A 14,661-nucleotide genomic window follows, 5' to 3' on the forward strand; every position below is an offset into this window, starting at 1 on the left:
GCTCACCAGGGACGGAGCGAACGGTGGAGATTTCGACGAAGGAGGTCTTCGGGGCCCCGTGCTGGGTGAGCCTGATGACGCGCGACCTCGGCACGGCCCAGCACTTCTACGGTGCGGTCGTGGGCTGGAGGTTCCGCCCGACCCGTCTCGGCGAGGCGTTCTCGGTGGCCTTCCAGGGCCGGGTGCCGGTCGCGGGCATCGGGGCGCTGGCCGCGGACCTGGGCGTGGCGGCGGCCTGGACCCCTTACTTCGCCGTCGACGACGCCGATGTGGCGGTGGACCGGATCCGGGAGCGGACGGGCACGATCGCGGTCGGCCCGGTCTCCTTCGAGTCCGGCGGGCGCGCCGCGCTCGTCGCCGACCCGGACGGCGCCGTCTTCGGGATCTGGGAGGGCAATGTGGAGGCGGACTGGCGGGTGGGCCGGGGTCCGTCACCCGCCTGGCTGGAACTGCGCACCAGGAACGCGCTGGACGCGGCGATGTTCTACGGCGCGGTGCTGGAGTGGGCCACCGGCCGCGGCGGCTGCTGTGAGGTCTCGTACGAGGAGGACCAGGTCGTGCTGCGCCAGGACGGCGAACCCGTCGCCCGGCTGAACAGCGGCCCGGTGGAGATCGCCTCGTACTCCCCGCACACCCGGCCGCGCTGGCACGTCCACTTCCGGGTGCCGAAGCTCCGTCCGGCGGTGGAGGCCGCCGTCTCGCTGGGCGGACGGGCCGTCTCGGACACCACCTCGAACGCCACGGAGCGGTGGGTGACGCTCCGCGACCCGGACGGGGCCCTGTTCACCCTCACCACCGCCCTCGGGTCGGACCGGGACTGACCGTCGCCGTCCGCCGTCGGCGGGGGCGACTCACACTCGGTGGCCCTTCGAGATGCGGGCGCAGGGCAGGCCTGGTTCGCTGAATCCGCCCGCTCTCCCCCACAGATCCAAGGAGCGATCATGAGCGTTTCAGGTGAGTCCCGCGGCCGGTCCCAGCAGATGCGCGCCAAGGCCAAGGAGCTGAGCGACGCGGCCGAGCGGTCCACCGACCCGGAGGAGCGCCGCCGGCTGAAGGAGAAGGCCCGCCGCCTGCAGGAGCAGAGCGAGCAGGAGGGCCGCATGGACGACCGGGGCATGGACCCCATGTAGCCCGTAGGCCTCCCCACGTACGCCCGCGCACCCCCACCGGCCGGTGTCCGCCGCGATCCCCCTCGCTGCGGCCACCGGCCGGTGCCGATACCGGCTTGGGCCCGCGAGGATCAGGGACCTAAGCTGCTGCCCCGGATCGCCTTCCTCCAGGAGTCACCCGTGGCGCGCTCGCTCGACGGCCTCGTCTTCGCCCCCGTGGCCGACCAGTCCCCCGGCCAGGTCGGCCGCCGGACCCGGTTCGAGTACCACGAGCAGGACGACCGGGTCTGGGCCGAATACCGGGGCGGTGACGTGGCCATGGGCTACCTCGTCGGCACCCGGTCCGGCCGCACCATCGACTTCCGGTACGTCCAGCTCCGCCACGACGGCACGACCGCGTCCGGGCATTGCACCTCGCTCCTGACGGAGCTGCCCGACGGGCGCCTGCGCCTGGAGGAGACGTGGACGTGGGAGTCCCAGGAGGGCAGCGGCACGAGCGTGGTCGAGCAGCTGCCGCTCTGAGCGTCGACCGGGCGAGGGGGAGATGAGCAGCCGCTCCTCGGCCTCGACCGCCTCCACCGGTCGGCCCGCGGCCTCCGCGCTCCATCCCCGATCCGTTGTAGGACGAGCTGTTCGCCGCCATGGGCTGCGAGCGGGACCGGGCCCTGATCGACGGAGGCACGCGTCCGGCTGGCCCGCCGTCTCGACGGAGAACTACGCGCGCACCGGACCGGATCCGGGCCCGGTTCGAGCCGCGCTTCCCGCTCCGCGGACCACGGTGATCGGGACCTGCAGTTGATGCGGGGCGGAGCAGAGGGGGAACACCACATGGCCCCGTCAGCCGTGGTGACGAAAGACGAGCAGATAGCGCCAGAAGAGGAGCCTGCGGATGTTGCATCCGGGCAGCAGCACCGCGGCTTCCCGGCGGATCTCGACCAGGGGCACGGCCGGCTGCCTCACCGGTGCCTTCACCCGTTCCCGACCAGTCGCAGCAGAGACGGAACGGAGTTCGTCCCTCACCGCGACAGCCAGCTTGGCGACGGCGTTGACGGGCACAGCTGCCAGGCTCCAGGCCCAGTCGAGCCGGGTCGTCTCCGGATAGCACCCCAAGATCACGAGCACCCCGCCGGGCGCGAGCGCGTCACGCAATGCGGCGACGGTCTCGAACGGCATGTGGTGAATGCTGGCGAGGCACGAGATGAAGTCGTAGTGCGCCTTGGGAAGTTCGACTTCGGTCACGTCCGCCTGCCGGAAGCGTGGACTCTGGTCACCGGCCATCCGGCCGGACAGCGCGCGAGCCTCCGCGACGGCCTCCTCGGACGGATCGACCGCGTCGACCTCCATGCCCAGGCGAGCGAGCCGACGCGCGAACCGGCCGGTCCCGCACCCCACGTCCAGTGCCGCACCGCAGTTCCGCGGCACCTGGCGCAACAGCAGGCGGTGATAGTGGTCGTTGTGATCGAAAGGCATGGCGCCGACCCTGCCACAGCGGACGCACTCGGCCCCACCTTTCCACCATCAAGGCCCTTGTGGCGAAAGGACCGCTGACGCCACCGCCACCGCCACCGGAAGGCCCACGGGACGGCCCCTCAAAATGGTCCGTGCTCCTCCTCAGAGGCTCCCCGAGCGACGTGTTCCTTCGAGGAGGAGCCTCTGACGACGGATCTTGACGGACGCTCACCCCGTGGGAGGGTGATCAGAGGCGGACGTTCCAGTCGACCGAGGAGCGCAGGGTGCGCACCACCTTCGGGTCGCGCACCGATGGGGTGCGGTCCTCGGCCGTAACCGTCAGGCGGTGCGTGCGGAGGTCGAAGAGCCACAGCTGCGCCACCGGCACCTCGGTGCGGCCCTGGAAGCGCTTCAGCTCCCGTCCGTCGAGGTACCAGCGGACCACGAGCTGTCGGCCGTCCGCACCGGCCAGCTTCGGCACGGACGCCTTCGCCGTGTGGCGCAGCCGCAGGGTGCGGTCGGTCGGGGTGAGCGGGGTGACGATCCGCGCGTGCTGGTAGAAACCGGCGATCATCGACTCGACGCCGGGCAGGTTGAAGGGCTTGCCCAGGACCCGCATGAGGGAGTTGTCGGTGGGCCGGTACAGCCCGGTCACGAAGTAGTTGCCGCCCTCGTACGCGCCGACCGTGCCGCCGTCGGGAGATTCCTCGCCGAGCCAGCGGTACCACTTGGCCCGCTGTGCGGCCATGCGGTCCGCCGGCAGGGTCGAGCTGTTGGATTCGCCGGGTTCGGGACCGGTGTACCGCTCGTAGTCCGGGACGCCCGGGTAGAAGTACTCGTCGGCGAGCTTGCCGAGGGAGTGGCCGGTCTCGTGGATGGCGACCTGCCCGGACTTCGGGTGGCCCGCGGACGCCGTCGATATCCCCTCGTACCCGAGGGTGGGGTTGGGTTCGTTGTAGCCCGCCCCGCCGTACTTGGCGCTGTTGGCCAGGACGATGACGAGGTCGGCGGCGGGCGCCTTCGCCACGTACGCGTCCACCTTGGGCTGGTCGATGCAGAGCAGCCGCTCGATGTTCTCGCACCAGAAGTACGACCCGAGGGCGGTGTCGCGGACGGTGGCCGGAGCGGGGTCGCCGGAGACTCCGGAGTCGTGCGAAACGGCGTCGACCGTCCATACGTTGAAGAGGTTCCGGTACGTGGCGTAGGGCTCGACGGCGGCCACCTCGGCCCATTTCTGCTCGGCGTCGGTGTGGAACCGGGCCAGTTCGACGGCGGTGTACCCGTCACCGATGACCACGACGTCGAGGCGGTCGGCGGTGGAGCCGTTGTCGATCATCTTGGTGACCTGGCCGTCGGCCGACCGCTCGGCCGGGGACAGCCGGCCCGAAGCCTTGGCGGGGCTGCCTGCGGCCGGTACCCGGGCGTGGCCCGACCCGGCCTCACCGCCGTGCTCCGGCCCGGGTATCTCGACCTCGATCCGCGGCCCCGTCGGGGCGGTGGCCGCGTCGGCGGGTCCGGCCGGTCCGGCGGCCACCAGCGCGGCGGTCGCGCAGATCGTCGCGACGGCCGCACGCCATGCCGAGCGCACGGCGGGACGCCGGCCCGGACGCCTGCCCGAACCTCTGACTGGATCCATGAAGTACTCCCCCGGGAACGGAAGTTAAATGGTTTGTTAAGCGCGTTGAATCGGTTGCTTAAACTAGGTGGCGCACGGGACGTGCGCAATGCCTGCTCCCGCTGAATACTGGGGAGTTCGAGCGACCAGGGGGAATTCATGGACGAACCGGCCCGGATCGGCCGCAGGGTGCAGCGCATGCGCGGCGAACTCGGCTTGACACAGCGACAGTTGGCTGAGCCCTCCTACACCTCGGCCTACATCTCCACGCTGGAGTCGGGCAAGGTCCGGCCCTCCGAGACCGCACTGCGCTTCCTCGCCGCCCGCCTGGGCACCTCGTACGAGGAACTCGCCACCGGCCGCCCCGCCCACCTGGCCACCGAGCTGCGGCTCGCCCTCACCGACGCCCAGCAGACGCTCGCCACGGGCGCGGCCGACGAGGCCGCCGCCCGCTACCGGCGGCTGCTCGCCGAGGCCGAGGAGCTCGGACTGGTCCCCGAACAGGCGGAGGCCCGGCTCGGACTCGGCGACTGCGCCCTGGAGTCCGGCGAACTGCCCGACGCGATCGGTCACTTCGAGGCGGCCGAGCGCCTCCTCGCGGACGAGCCGCTCCCCCGACGGGCCCGGCCGATCCGCGGCCGGGCCGTCGCGCACCTGCTCGCCGGTGAGCTGCGCTACGCCTGCTACCTGCTCGAATCCACCATCGACGAGCTGGGCGCGAGCGGACTGGCCGACCCCGAGGCGCTGGTCCTGCTCAACGCCGCGATCATCGGGCCGTACCTCGACATGGGCGCCCAGGCCCGGGCCGCCCGCGCCGCCGAGCTCGCCCTCGCGCTGGCCCCGCAGGTCAGCGATCCGGCACTGGTGGCGGGCATGCACCGGCAGGTGGCGCGCACCTTCCTCGCCGGGGGGCGGGTGGCCGACGCGGACGCCTCACTGGCGAAGGCCCAGGAGATCTACGGGCAGCTGCGGCTGCGGACCGATCTGGCGCACTGCCACTGGATGCGCGGCTACGTCCAGGCGCAGAACGGCGAACTCGCTTCGGCAGAGCGGGAGTTGCGCCTCGCCCGGGACATGCTGTCGGCCCGCCGCGCCGGACTCTACACGGCGCAGGTGGAGGTCGAGCTGGCCGACGTACTGCGCCAGCTCGGGCGGTACGAGGAAGCAGCCGGGCTGCTCTCGGCGCTGCTCGAGCTGGGGGACAGCCACGGCGCCGTGCACGCGGGCGGCGCACACCGGCTCCTCGGTCTGATGGCCGAGGAGCGCGGCGAGCCGGAGGCGGCCGAGGAGCACTACGTACAGGCGTTGGCGCTGCTGGAGCGCAGCGGGGCGTCGGGCGACCTCGCCGACCTGTGCCGACTGCTGGGTGATCTGCTGCGGCGCACGGGCCGGGTGGAGGCGGCCATGGACGCGTACCGCACAGGCCTGGGGCACCGGGCGGCGCCCGGCACCACCACCCTGGGCCCGGCGCCCGCCGCGCCCGCGGTGCGGCCCGCCGTCAGTGGTTCTCGGTGGGCTGCAGGTCCCGCGGAATGAGCGTCCAGGTCGTGGCCGCCGCGGCGACCGCGAGTACGGCGGCCAGCAGGAAGGCCGGAGTGATCGCCAGGGTGTAGGCGTGCGAGGCGGTGTCGAGCGGGCCTCGCCGACGGCGCCGCCGATGCGCTCGGCGGTGTGCGCGGCCTCGCCGACGGAACCCCGCACGGCTGCGGCGCTCGGGCCGTCCAGTTCCAGGGTGGGCAGGTTGCCCCGGTAGAGGGCCGCCGCGGTGGAGCCGAGGACGGCGACTCCCATGGCCGAGCCGAGTTCGTAGCAGGTCTCCTCGATGGCGGCGGCGCTGGAGACTTCGGCGGCGGGCGCGGCGGAGACCAGGGTGACCGAGGCCACGGTGGTGGCGAGGCCGGCGCCCAGGCCCATCACGGTCAGGGCGGCGGCGAAGGCCGGGTAGCCGAGGTCGGTGAACTGCTGGAAGGTCCAGGGCAGTGCCATGCCGACGGCCAGGACGACCAGCCCGGCGCCGAGCACGTGGCGGATGGCGAAGCGGTGCATCAGCGAGGGGGCCACCATCGAGGCGGCGATCAGCGCGAGCGGTGCGGGCAGCAGGCGCAGTCCGGCCTCCAGCGGGGTGTAGCCCTCGCCGTACTGGAACCACTGGGTGACGAGGAACAGGATCGCGCCCATGCCCACCATGGGCAGGAAGATCGCGGTGGCCGCGACGCTGAAGGCGGGCTTGGCGAACAGCCGTACCTGGAGCAGCGGGTGGTCCAGGCGCAGCTGACGGCGTACGAAGACGGTCAGCGCGGCGGCTGCGATCAGGAGCAGGGCCCAGGGCAGCGGGTCGGCGATTCCGCTCTTGCCGAGCTGCTTGATTCCGCCCGCGAGGGCGAGCATGCCGACGACGGACTGGCCGACGCCCCACCAGTCCCACCTGCCGCTGCTGCGCGGGGAGCGCGATTCGGGCAGGTAGCGCAGGCCGGCCGCGACGATGACGGCGGCGACGGGGAGGTTGAGGAGGAAGGCGGAGTGCCAGCCGTAGTCCTGGACCAGGAGTCCGCCGACGACCGGCCCGAAGGCCATGCCGCCGCCGAAGACGGCCGCCCAGACGGCGAGCGCGAAGGCGCGCTCCTTGGCGTCGGTGAAGACGGTGCGCAGGATGGACACGGTGGCGGGCATGATGGCCGCGCCGCCGATGCCGAGCAGGGCGCGGGCGGCTATGACGTGCCAGGCCTCGGTGGAGAGCACGGCGATGAGCGAGGCGAGCGAGAAGATGCCGAAGCCCACCACGAGCAGCCGCTTGCGCCCCCAACGGTCACCGAGCGCCCCGGCGGTGACCAGCAGTCCGGACAGGGCGAGCGCGTAGACGTCGATGATCCACAGCTGCTGCACGGCGCCCGGCTGGAGGTCGTCGACGAGCGAGGGGAAGGCCACGTTGAGGATCGTGGTGTCCATGGAGATGAGCAGGAGGCTGCCGGAGAGGATCGCCAGGACGATCCACCTACGGGGGGCCTGCGCGGGGGTGTGCATGGGGTTCCGTTCAGAGGTGCGCACGGCGCGCACGGTGGTGAGGAGTTTCAGGGCGCGGGAGCGCCTGCGGGGGGCGGCGCGAGCGGCCGCGTCCCGCTGAGGAAGGAGGTCAGCACCAGGTGGCCGATCTGGCGCGGGGCGAAGTGTCCGTCGCGCACGCCCTCGGCGGCCGCGTCGAGCAGGCCCCAGAGCGAGTACCAGATCCAGTACGGCGGGAGGTCCGCGCGCAGCCGGCCCAGCCGCTGGCCGAGGGCGATGAAGGCCACGGCCTGCTGGTCCTGCCGGTCCACGCCCGCCCGGAACTCCGGGTCAGCGAGGACGGTGGCGTCGCGCGAGGTGAAGCCGTAGAGGTGGGCGGCGGGCATCAGGGCGATGACCAGTTCCTCGATGGCGGCGTCGAAGGCGGCCGCGTCGGCGCTCGGAGTCAGGTCGAGCGGAGCCAGGCGCCCTCGTCCTGCCGTACCTCGCCAACGGGGACGACCTCGCCGAAGCGGGACTCGCGGCGGCCCCCACGGACCGGCGGACCGTCGGGGACACCTGGGCCCGGCAGCTGGAGTACGCCCCCGTCCTCGCGCTCGTCGACAGCGCGGACGCGGGCGACGAGGACCGCGCCCTGTTGGCCCAGTTGCACCCGACCGCCCGCCGGGTGGTGACGGGGTCCGGCGAGCTGGCGCGCGCGGCCTTCGCCGGTTTCGACGTCGAGGCGGCGGCCGCCGCCCAGCATCCGGCCTGCGCGCTGCTGCCGCAGGAGGCGGACGAGGCCGGGGTCGCCACGCTCGTGTGGCACCGCCACCGCCCCTTCCACCCGGAGCGGCTCTACGAGGCCCTGGAGGACCTGGTGGCCGCGGCCACCCGCAGCCGCGGCCGCTTCTGGCTCGCCGACCGCCTTCGGCGCCTTCCTCGACCCCGCCTCCTGACCCTCCGACAGACCCATTCCGGGCCCGGTTGTCGGTCCTGGACACCGGTTCCCGGTCGCCGGTCCTAGTCGCCGGTGCTACGGGCGCGGGCTCCCGAGCGGGTGCGGCCCGCGGTCTGGGCCCGCTGGGGGTGGCGGCGCACGTACTCGTGCTCCAGCTCGTTCATCCGCTTCGTGTGGGTGACCAGGGCGTCGTCGGACCCGTGCAACAGGGTCTCGTGGCGCGTGCGGTGGATGGCCTCCAGCTCCTTGAGGAGCCTGCCCTCCTCCAGTTTCTGCGCCGACGGACCGCCGTCGTGCTCCGTCATGGCACGTGCACCTCCTCCACCGGGCCGCGGGATCAGACTGGGCCTACCTCCCCGGCCACTCCATCATGCCCCGCACCACGGGAGCGGGCCTCCGGGCCGGGAGCGCCGCACGGTGTTCATGCTCGTCGCACCCGACCGGGCCGCGCCGCGCGCGATCGCCGCCCTCGTCGACCCCTCCGCCCCCATGTCCGCAACACGCCAGAGACTGGTAGACACTGTCTACGGATCCCTGGTAGACAGTGTCCATGGACCAAGAGGGACCGCTCCGGGAGCGGCTGATCGACGTCGGTGTGGAACTCGTCATGAGCGAGGGCGCAGGCGCTCTCGGGCTGCGGGAGATCGCCCGCCGGGCGGGTGTCTCGCACGGGGCGCCGCGCCGGTACTTCCCCACCCACCAGTCCCTGCTGTCGGCGATCGCCCGGCGCGGGTTCGAGGATCTCGGGGTGCGCATCGCGGCCTCGGCCGGTGCGCCGGAGCTGTCCCCGCGAGAACGGGTGCGGACGATCGGGTGCGCGTACGTCGGCTACGCGCTGGAGCACGCGGGGATGTTCGCGCTGATGTTCCGGCACGACCTGCTGGACAGTACGGGCCGGGGTCCCTCCGAGGGGCCGCGGCTGCGGGAGGCGACGATCCCGATGTTCGATCTCCTCGTGTCGCTCGTCCGTCGGTGCGGGGCGGCCGAACCCTCCGTCACCGCCGCCGCGTTGTGGGCCAACCTGCACGGCGTGGCGCAGTTGTGGCGCTGGGGCAGCCTGCAGCTGGCCCTCGGCGGCGCACCGGTCGACGGCGTCGAACGGCTCGTCGGCGCCGCCGTCGACGCGCACCTCGGTCCGGAGCCCGTATGAGGCAGCGGACATCTCTCCTCGTCAGCGTGGCGGGAGCCATGCTCGTCGCGCTGGACGGCACCGTGCTGACCGTGGCCCAGCCGAGCCTGCGGCGCGACCTCGGGGCGAGCGTGGCGCAGGTCCAGTGGACCAGTACCGCCTATCTGTTGGCCGTGGCCGCGTTCCTGGTCGTGGCCGGACGCCTCGGCGACCGGTACGGGCACCCCCGACTGTTCCTCGTCGGCGTCCTCGGCTTCGCCGCGGCCTCGGCCGGCATCGTGTGCGCGCCCGGCGTGGGCTGGGTGATCGCGCTGCGCGCCGCGCAGGGCGTGTTCGGCGCGCTGCTGCAGCCCGCGACGCTGGCAATGCTGCGGCTCGCCTACCCGCCCGACCGGCTCCCCGCTGCGGTCGCCGTGCGGACCAGCGCGATCGGACTGGCCGCGGCGGCCGGCCCGCTGCTCGGGGGCCTGCTGGTCGCGCGGTGGGACTGGCGGGCGGTGTTCGTGATCAACGTGCCGGTGGCCCTGGTGCTCGCCGCGCTCACGCTCGCCGTACGGGCCCCCGCACCCCCGCGGACGGAGCGCGGACGGCTGGAGGTCACCGGTGCCGCCCTGCTCACCACCGCCCTCGCGGTGTTCGTGCACGCGCTGGTCGGCGTGCCCGCGTACGGGTGGACGGCTGCGCCCACCGTCATCGGTTTCGGGGCCGCCGCAGGGCTCGCGGCCCTGTTCGTACGCCGGGAGCGGCGGGCCGCGCTGCCGTTCGTCCCGCGCGCCGTGGCCCGGTCCACGGCGGTGACGGCCTCGATCGGGCTGCTGCTGATCGTCTCCGCGGGCATGTTCGGGGCGCTGTTCACGGCCACGTTCCAGCTCCAGGACGTCGAGGGGCTGGACCCGCTCGCCACCGGTGTGCGGGTGCTGCCGCTGACCGCGCTGATGGTGGCGGGGGCGCCGGTGGCGGGCCTGGCACTGCGCAGGTTCGGTGCGCGCCGGACCGCGCTGGCCGGTACGGGGCTGGTCGTCGCCGGCATCGCCGGGCTGGGATCCGCGTCCCCGGTGGCCTTCGGGGTGCTTGGCGCCGGGTTCACCACCGTCATGGTCACCGCCACCGGGGCCGTGGTCGGCTCGGCCCCGGCCGGGTACGCCGGGGTCGTCGGGGGGCTCAAGCAGACGGCCATGAACGTCGGACCGGCCCTCGGGATCGCGGTCGCCGCGGGCGTCGGGCCGCACGGCTCGTCGCTGGTGGCGCTGGCCGCGCTGACGGCCGTGGGTCTGGTGGTGGCCTCAGCTCTGCCCGGCGGCGCGCGCCCGGCAGTTGCGGGCGACCTCGTCGGCGAAGACCAGGGCCGGCGGGGCGAGGGCGGACCAGCGGCGGACGGCCCAGCCGACCGCGAGCGGCGGCAGGGCGGGGATCGGCACGAGGCGCAGCGGGCCGTCGGAGCCGGGGACCCGCCAGCCGGGCAGCGCGGGCACGACGGCGTGTCCGAGGCCTAGTTCGGCGAGCAGCAGGGCGGTGTCCCAGTCGGCCACGCTGGTGTCGGAGCTGACCCGGATGCCGGATTCGGCGAAGGCGGCGTCGAGGTGGGCGCGTGAGGCGGAGTTCTTGGGGAGCCGGATGTGGCGGATGCCGGCGAGGTCGGCGGGGTCGATGCGGGCGCGGGCGGCGAGGGGGTCGTCCGCGCCGACAGCGAGTACCCAGGGCAGCTCCATGACGGGGCGCAGCTCGATGCCGCGGACCGGGCCGCCGATGGTGATCCAGGCGAGGTCGAGGGCGTCGGCGGCGAGGGCGTCGAGGCAGTTGCGGATGGAGTTCTCGGTCTGGAACTCCAGGCTCACCCCGGGGTGGCGGCGGCGGAAGGTGACGACGGCCTCGGCCATGAAGTGCCGCACCGTCGTCCCGCCGGTGGTGATGCGGACCGTGCCGCCACTGCCCCGGACGAGGTCCTCCACGCGGCGCAGGGCGCCGTCGAGTCCGGCGATGCCGTCGGCGGCGGCCGCCTGGAGGATGCGGCCGGCCGCGGTGGGCAGAACGCCGCGGGCATGGCGTTCCAGGAGGCTCGTGCCGGTCTGCTTCTCCAGGCGGCGGACGTGCTGGCTGACGGCCGATTGGGTGCAGCCGAGGTCGCGGGCCACTGCGCTGAGGCTGCCCGACCGGCAGACGGCCACGAACACACGGAGATCATCAAGGGTCACAAGACCCAAGGTATCGCTTGGAGGTTGAGAGCAAATTGGAGGATTGACTTGGGTTTTGGATGGGATCAAGATCGATGCAGGGCCCGGGCGGCAACCCGTCCCTGCCCGCGCCACGGGGTCCGGAACCCAGGCGCGGGCGGGGCCGGGTGTCGACCCACCCGGCCCGCCCCCATCGACCGGAGGGACAGGCCGGTGCCGGATCACGCCGTCGCATGGCTGCGGACGCTCGGCGCGCAGGAGGTCTCCCATCCGGGCGGTACCCTCCTCGCACACCTCGAGCGCGTACAGGAGCTCCTCGGGTCTTGGGGGGCGCGGCCCGCGCTCCAACGAGCGGGCCTGTGCCACGCGTTCTACGGTACGGACGGTTTCCCCACCGGCTTGCTGCCGCTCGCCCGGCGGGCCGAACTGGCCGCGGTGATCGGCGACGAGGCCGAGGAGATCGTGTACTTGTACGCCGCCTGCGACCGCGCGGCTTCGTATCCGACGCTCGCCAGCGCGGAGGCGGCCTTCCGGGACCGGTTCACCGGCCGTGTCCACTCCCCCGCTCTGGAACTCCGGCGGGACCTCGCCGAGCTGTCGGCGGCCAACGAGCTCGACCTCGCGCGGATCGATCCCGCCTTCCGCGAGGCGTCGGGAGCCGAACTCCTCGCCCTGTTCGCACGGCTCCGCGGACTGCTGAGCGAGCCGGCCCGGCGGGAGTGCCGGGCCGTGCTCGTCGACGGTGGGGGTTGAGGCGGTCAGGGGACGGGCCGGTCGAGCGGAGCGGACGGGGGCAGGGCCCCGGCCGCGGGGACGCTCGTGCCGGTGGCGGAGACGCTGAACGCGCCCGCCGTGCCGGGCGTCTTGACCCGGAGGACGCCGGAGCGGTCCGCCGGGTCGAAGTACCAGCCGGACGTCGCGGCGTCGTAGGCGGCTTTGGAGGCCAGGACCGGAACGGGGGTCCCGTCCCGGGTGACGGTGGCGGGTGCGGTGGCCACGTGGAGGGTGAACTCGTAGCCGCGGGAGGCCGGTTTGCCGGTGTAGCTGCCGGTGGGGGCGCCCACGGAGACGGTGACCGTGCCGGAGCCGGTGGTCGGGGCAGTGACGTCGACGCGCTGGCGGGCGTAGGCACCGGACCGGTAGGCGCGGGTGCGGCCGTCGTCCTCGTAGAGGCTGAAGGTGGAGGTGCCGCGCGGGTGGATGTCGTAGGTGAGGGTGGAGACGGGCTTCTCGCCGGTGTAGTTCATCTGCGGCCACATCGGGACGACGGCGCCGCCCTTGACGAAGAGCGGCAGGGTCTCCAGCGGTGCCCGGTACCCGTTCAGCCACCCCGGGCCCGCGTACGTACGGCCCGTCCAGTAGTCGGTCCAGGTCCCGGCGGGCAGGTAGATGCCGTCGCGGACCGAGGTGTCGGAGACGACGGGTGCGACGAGGAGGGAGTCGCCGGCCATGAACTGGCCGCTGGTGAGGTTGCCGCGGGCGACCGGGTCGTCGGGGTACTCCAGGACCATGGCCCGGGTGCTGGGCACGCCGCTCTCGTGCGCGACGCGGCTCATCGTGTACAGGTACGGCATCAACCGCATCTTGAGCTGCAGGTACGTGCGGTTGATGGACCGGTACGGCTCGGCGAAGCGCCAGGGCTGCTTGTCCTGGTAGCCGGCGGACGGGCCCGTCGCACCCCAACCGGACATGGTCATGAAGGCCGGGGTGAAGGCCTTCCACTGGAGGTCCCGGGTGTACGTCTGCGGACTGCCGCCGAAGATGCCGTCGACGTCACCGGCCGCGTAGTTGAGGGCGGAGAGACCCGCTCCGGTGATGGCGGGGACGTGCCAGCGCATGTCGTCCCAGGTGCCATGGGTGTCGCCGGTCCAGACGACGGCGTTGCGCTGGGTGCCCGCCCAGCCGTCGACGGTCCAGACGTAGCGCCGGGCGTCGGAGTTCTCCTCGATGCCGTCGACCGCCTGCTGGACGCCTTGGAAGGCGGTCTTGTAGCCGCCGCCGATCCAGGCCACGTCCGTCTTGACGCCGCGGCTGCCGGCCGCGGCGACCTCGTCGGCGATGGAGCCGAGGCCGGTGGAGGTCCACAGGCCCGTCTGGAATCCCTTGGCCTTCAGGGCGTCCACGGTCGACTTCAGGGGTGCGGTGTAGCCGCAGCCGTAGCCGTCGTTGGGCAGGAACCAGCCCGAGGGCATGTCGGCGGCCCGGGCGTCGGCCGCGTAGCCGACGACGTCGGGGGTCCTCTGGTGGCGAAGCCGGCCGTGATCGCCCTGGTAGTCGGGGTTGGAGGCGTTGAAGCAGTCGGCGTTGCCGAGCTCGAAGCCCCACATCGGCGCCATGAAGGGCTTCCCGCTCACGTCGGTGTACGCGTCGAGGACGGACTTGAGGGAGTCGCCGGTGAAGTACCAGGCGTCGAAGCGCTTCTCGTCGTGGGTGAGGGTGGTGGGCGCGTTGAAGCCGTAGGAACCCGGGGCCCAGGTGTTGCGCATGACGCCGTAGCCGTTGGTGGACATGTAGAAGGGGGCGGGGCTGGCGTTGTCGTTCTCGCGCCACTTGTTGTCGACGGCGATCGGGACGGTCTTGCCCCGCAGCGCCCACTCGCCCAGGCGCAGGCCGGTGCCGTAGAACTGCTCGTCCGCGCCCCGGGCCAGGTACTGGGTGGTCCGGCCGCCGGTCCAGCTGGTGGGCCGGGTCTCCTGCCAGACGGGGGTGGTGTCGTCGGCGCGGAAGACGGAGAACCGCAGGGGCTTCTTGTTGACGCGGATGGAGAGGGATCCGGTGGTGATCCGGTAGTACGCGCCGGCGTCCGACCAGTTCGTCGCCACGGGGCCGAAATCGGTGGTGGGCGCGAGGTCGGTGCCGGCCGGGTCGTGGGTGAAGGACCCGTCGGGCGAGAGCCAGAGGCGGAAGACGTCGGCGCGGGCGACGACCACCCGGGCCTTGGCTCCGCCGGATGCCGTGACGGTGAAGGTGTCCCCGGACCGGGTGAAACCGGTGACGTCGCCCGCCGTCGCCGTGGCTCCGGCGGGGGCGGCCTCGGCGGATGGGGCGACCGGTCCCGCGGCGGCCAGACCGGCCACGGTGAGGGCGGCGGCGAGCAGGGGGACGGCCGGGTTGCGCCGCCTGCGCCGCCGCCGCGCGGCGTGAACGCGGCTGCCTAACGGGCCTTGCCGACCCTGGCTCCTGCGGATGCTTGGCAGTCTCATGGGGCAGCTCCTCGTGCGGTCCGGGACGCGGACACAGCTCCTTGG

The 14,661-nt window shown here is 73.1% G+C and carries 12 protein-coding genes and 3 pseudogenes; 8 read left to right on the top strand and 7 right to left on the bottom strand.

Annotated elements, in window-relative coordinates; translation table 11 throughout:
- The first annotated feature begins 74 nt into the window (after positions 1-74).
- From ACIQK6_RS20450 to ACIQK6_RS20460, 3 genes are all read left to right on the top strand, one after another.
- Complete coding sequence (locus ACIQK6_RS20450; protein WP_329107403.1) at positions 75-821, top strand: VOC family protein; 747 nt, start codon at positions 75-77, stop codon at positions 819-821.
- A gap of 120 nt (positions 822-941) precedes the next feature.
- Positions 942-1,130, top strand: coding sequence for a DUF6381 family protein (locus tag ACIQK6_RS20455; protein WP_329095283.1), 189 nt, complete (start codon positions 942-944; stop codon positions 1,128-1,130).
- 159 nt (positions 1,131-1,289) lie between these two features.
- Positions 1,290-1,631: a hypothetical protein gene (locus ACIQK6_RS20460; RefSeq protein ID WP_329095285.1), complete on the top strand. Its 342-nt coding sequence runs from the start codon at positions 1,290-1,292 to the stop codon at positions 1,629-1,631.
- Between the two features lie 315 nt (positions 1,632-1,946).
- Here the strand turns inward: ACIQK6_RS20460 and ACIQK6_RS20465 are convergent, their stop codons facing one another.
- Both ACIQK6_RS20465 and ACIQK6_RS20470 read right to left on the bottom strand, forming a co-directional pair.
- Positions 1,947-2,579, bottom strand: a complete 633-nt coding sequence (locus ACIQK6_RS20465; RefSeq protein ID WP_402695202.1) for a class I SAM-dependent methyltransferase — start codon at positions 2,577-2,579, stop codon at positions 1,947-1,949.
- 226 nt (positions 2,580-2,805) lie between these two features.
- The gene (locus tag ACIQK6_RS20470) at positions 2,806-4,194 is read right to left on the bottom strand and encodes a M64 family metallopeptidase (protein ID WP_402695203.1); all 1,389 of its coding nucleotides are present in this window, start codon (positions 4,192-4,194) and stop codon (positions 2,806-2,808) included.
- A 138-nt stretch (positions 4,195-4,332) separates the two neighbouring features.
- Here ACIQK6_RS20470 and ACIQK6_RS20475 point away from each other — a divergent pair, with 138 nt between their 5' ends.
- The gene (locus ACIQK6_RS20475; RefSeq protein ID WP_329095288.1) at positions 4,333-5,709 is read left to right on the top strand and encodes a helix-turn-helix transcriptional regulator; all 1,377 of its coding nucleotides are present in this window, start codon (positions 4,333-4,335) and stop codon (positions 5,707-5,709) included.
- Between the two features lie 309 nt (positions 5,710-6,018).
- Here ACIQK6_RS20475 and ACIQK6_RS20480 read toward each other — a convergent pair.
- A pseudogene (locus ACIQK6_RS20480) lies at positions 6,019-7,194 on the bottom strand (MFS transporter); the annotation flags it as partial.
- A gap of 47 nt (positions 7,195-7,241) precedes the next feature.
- Complete coding sequence (locus tag ACIQK6_RS20485; protein WP_329095290.1) at positions 7,242-7,559, bottom strand: hypothetical protein; 318 nt, start codon at positions 7,557-7,559, stop codon at positions 7,242-7,244.
- An 80-nt stretch (positions 7,560-7,639) separates the two neighbouring features.
- Between ACIQK6_RS20485 and ACIQK6_RS20490 the strand changes: the two are divergent.
- Positions 7,640-8,080 (top strand): annotated as a pseudogene (locus tag ACIQK6_RS20490) (GTP-binding protein); the annotation flags it as partial.
- A 95-nt stretch (positions 8,081-8,175) separates the two neighbouring features.
- Here ACIQK6_RS20490 and ACIQK6_RS20495 read toward each other — a convergent pair.
- On the bottom strand, positions 8,176-8,418 hold the full coding sequence (locus ACIQK6_RS20495) for a DUF6158 family protein (RefSeq protein ID WP_266360291.1): 243 nt from the start codon (positions 8,416-8,418) through the stop codon (positions 8,176-8,178).
- Between the two features lie 245 nt (positions 8,419-8,663).
- Between ACIQK6_RS20495 and ACIQK6_RS20500 the strand changes: the two genes are divergently transcribed.
- Complete coding sequence (locus ACIQK6_RS20500; RefSeq protein ID WP_329095294.1) at positions 8,664-9,263, top strand: TetR/AcrR family transcriptional regulator; 600 nt, start codon at positions 8,664-8,666, stop codon at positions 9,261-9,263.
- Positions 9,260-10,543, top strand: a pseudogene (locus tag ACIQK6_RS20505) (MFS transporter); the annotation flags it as partial. The gene ACIQK6_RS20500 and the pseudogene ACIQK6_RS20505, both read left to right, overlap by 4 nt.
- Here the strand turns inward: ACIQK6_RS20505 and ACIQK6_RS20510 are convergent.
- Positions 10,526-11,434, bottom strand: coding sequence for a LysR family transcriptional regulator (locus ACIQK6_RS20510; protein ID WP_329095295.1), 909 nt, complete (start codon positions 11,432-11,434; stop codon positions 10,526-10,528). The pseudogene ACIQK6_RS20505 and the gene ACIQK6_RS20510 overlap by 18 nt on opposite strands.
- Positions 11,435-11,626: 192 nt before the next feature.
- Here ACIQK6_RS20510 and ACIQK6_RS20515 point away from each other — a divergent pair, with 192 nt between their 5' ends.
- The gene (locus tag ACIQK6_RS20515) at positions 11,627-12,166 is read left to right on the top strand and encodes a DUF6817 domain-containing protein (RefSeq protein WP_402695204.1); all 540 of its coding nucleotides are present in this window, start codon (positions 11,627-11,629) and stop codon (positions 12,164-12,166) included.
- A gap of 5 nt (positions 12,167-12,171) precedes the next feature.
- Here the strand turns inward: ACIQK6_RS20515 and ACIQK6_RS20520 are convergent, their stop codons facing one another.
- On the bottom strand, positions 12,172-14,616 hold the full coding sequence (locus tag ACIQK6_RS20520) for a TIM-barrel domain-containing protein (RefSeq protein WP_402695205.1): 2,445 nt from the start codon (positions 14,614-14,616) through the stop codon (positions 12,172-12,174).
- Positions 14,617-14,661 lie beyond the last annotated feature (45 nt).

Origin of the sequence: Streptomyces sp. NPDC091682 (assembly GCF_044756625.1) — a bacterium.
GTDB lineage: Bacteria > Actinomycetota > Actinomycetes > Streptomycetales > Streptomycetaceae > Streptomyces.

Excerpts from the sequence above, each read along its gene's own strand:
- ACIQK6_RS20450 (WP_329107403.1), top strand. The coding sequence starts at position 75 with ATGACGCGCGACCTCGGCACGGCCCAGCACTTCTACGGTGCGGTCGTG.
- ACIQK6_RS20455 (WP_329095283.1), top strand. The coding sequence starts at position 942 with ATGAGCGTTTCAGGTGAGTCCCGCGGCCGGTCCCAGCAGATGCGCGCC.
- ACIQK6_RS20465 (WP_402695202.1), bottom strand. The coding sequence starts at position 2,579 with ATGCCTTTCGATCACAACGACCACTATCACCGCCTGCTGTTGCGCCAG.
- ACIQK6_RS20470 (WP_402695203.1), bottom strand. The coding sequence starts at position 4,194 with ATGGATCCAGTCAGAGGTTCGGGCAGGCGTCCGGGCCGGCGTCCCGCC.
- ACIQK6_RS20475 (WP_329095288.1), top strand. The coding sequence starts at position 4,333 with ATGGACGAACCGGCCCGGATCGGCCGCAGGGTGCAGCGCATGCGCGGC.
- ACIQK6_RS20485 (WP_329095290.1), bottom strand. The coding sequence starts at position 7,559 with ATGCCCGCCGCCCACCTCTACGGCTTCACCTCGCGCGACGCCACCGTC.
- ACIQK6_RS20495 (WP_266360291.1), bottom strand. The coding sequence starts at position 8,418 with ATGACGGAGCACGACGGCGGTCCGTCGGCGCAGAAACTGGAGGAGGGC.
- ACIQK6_RS20500 (WP_329095294.1), top strand. The coding sequence starts at position 8,664 with ATGGACCAAGAGGGACCGCTCCGGGAGCGGCTGATCGACGTCGGTGTG.
- ACIQK6_RS20520 (WP_402695205.1), bottom strand. The coding sequence starts at position 14,616 with ATGAGACTGCCAAGCATCCGCAGGAGCCAGGGTCGGCAAGGCCCGTTA.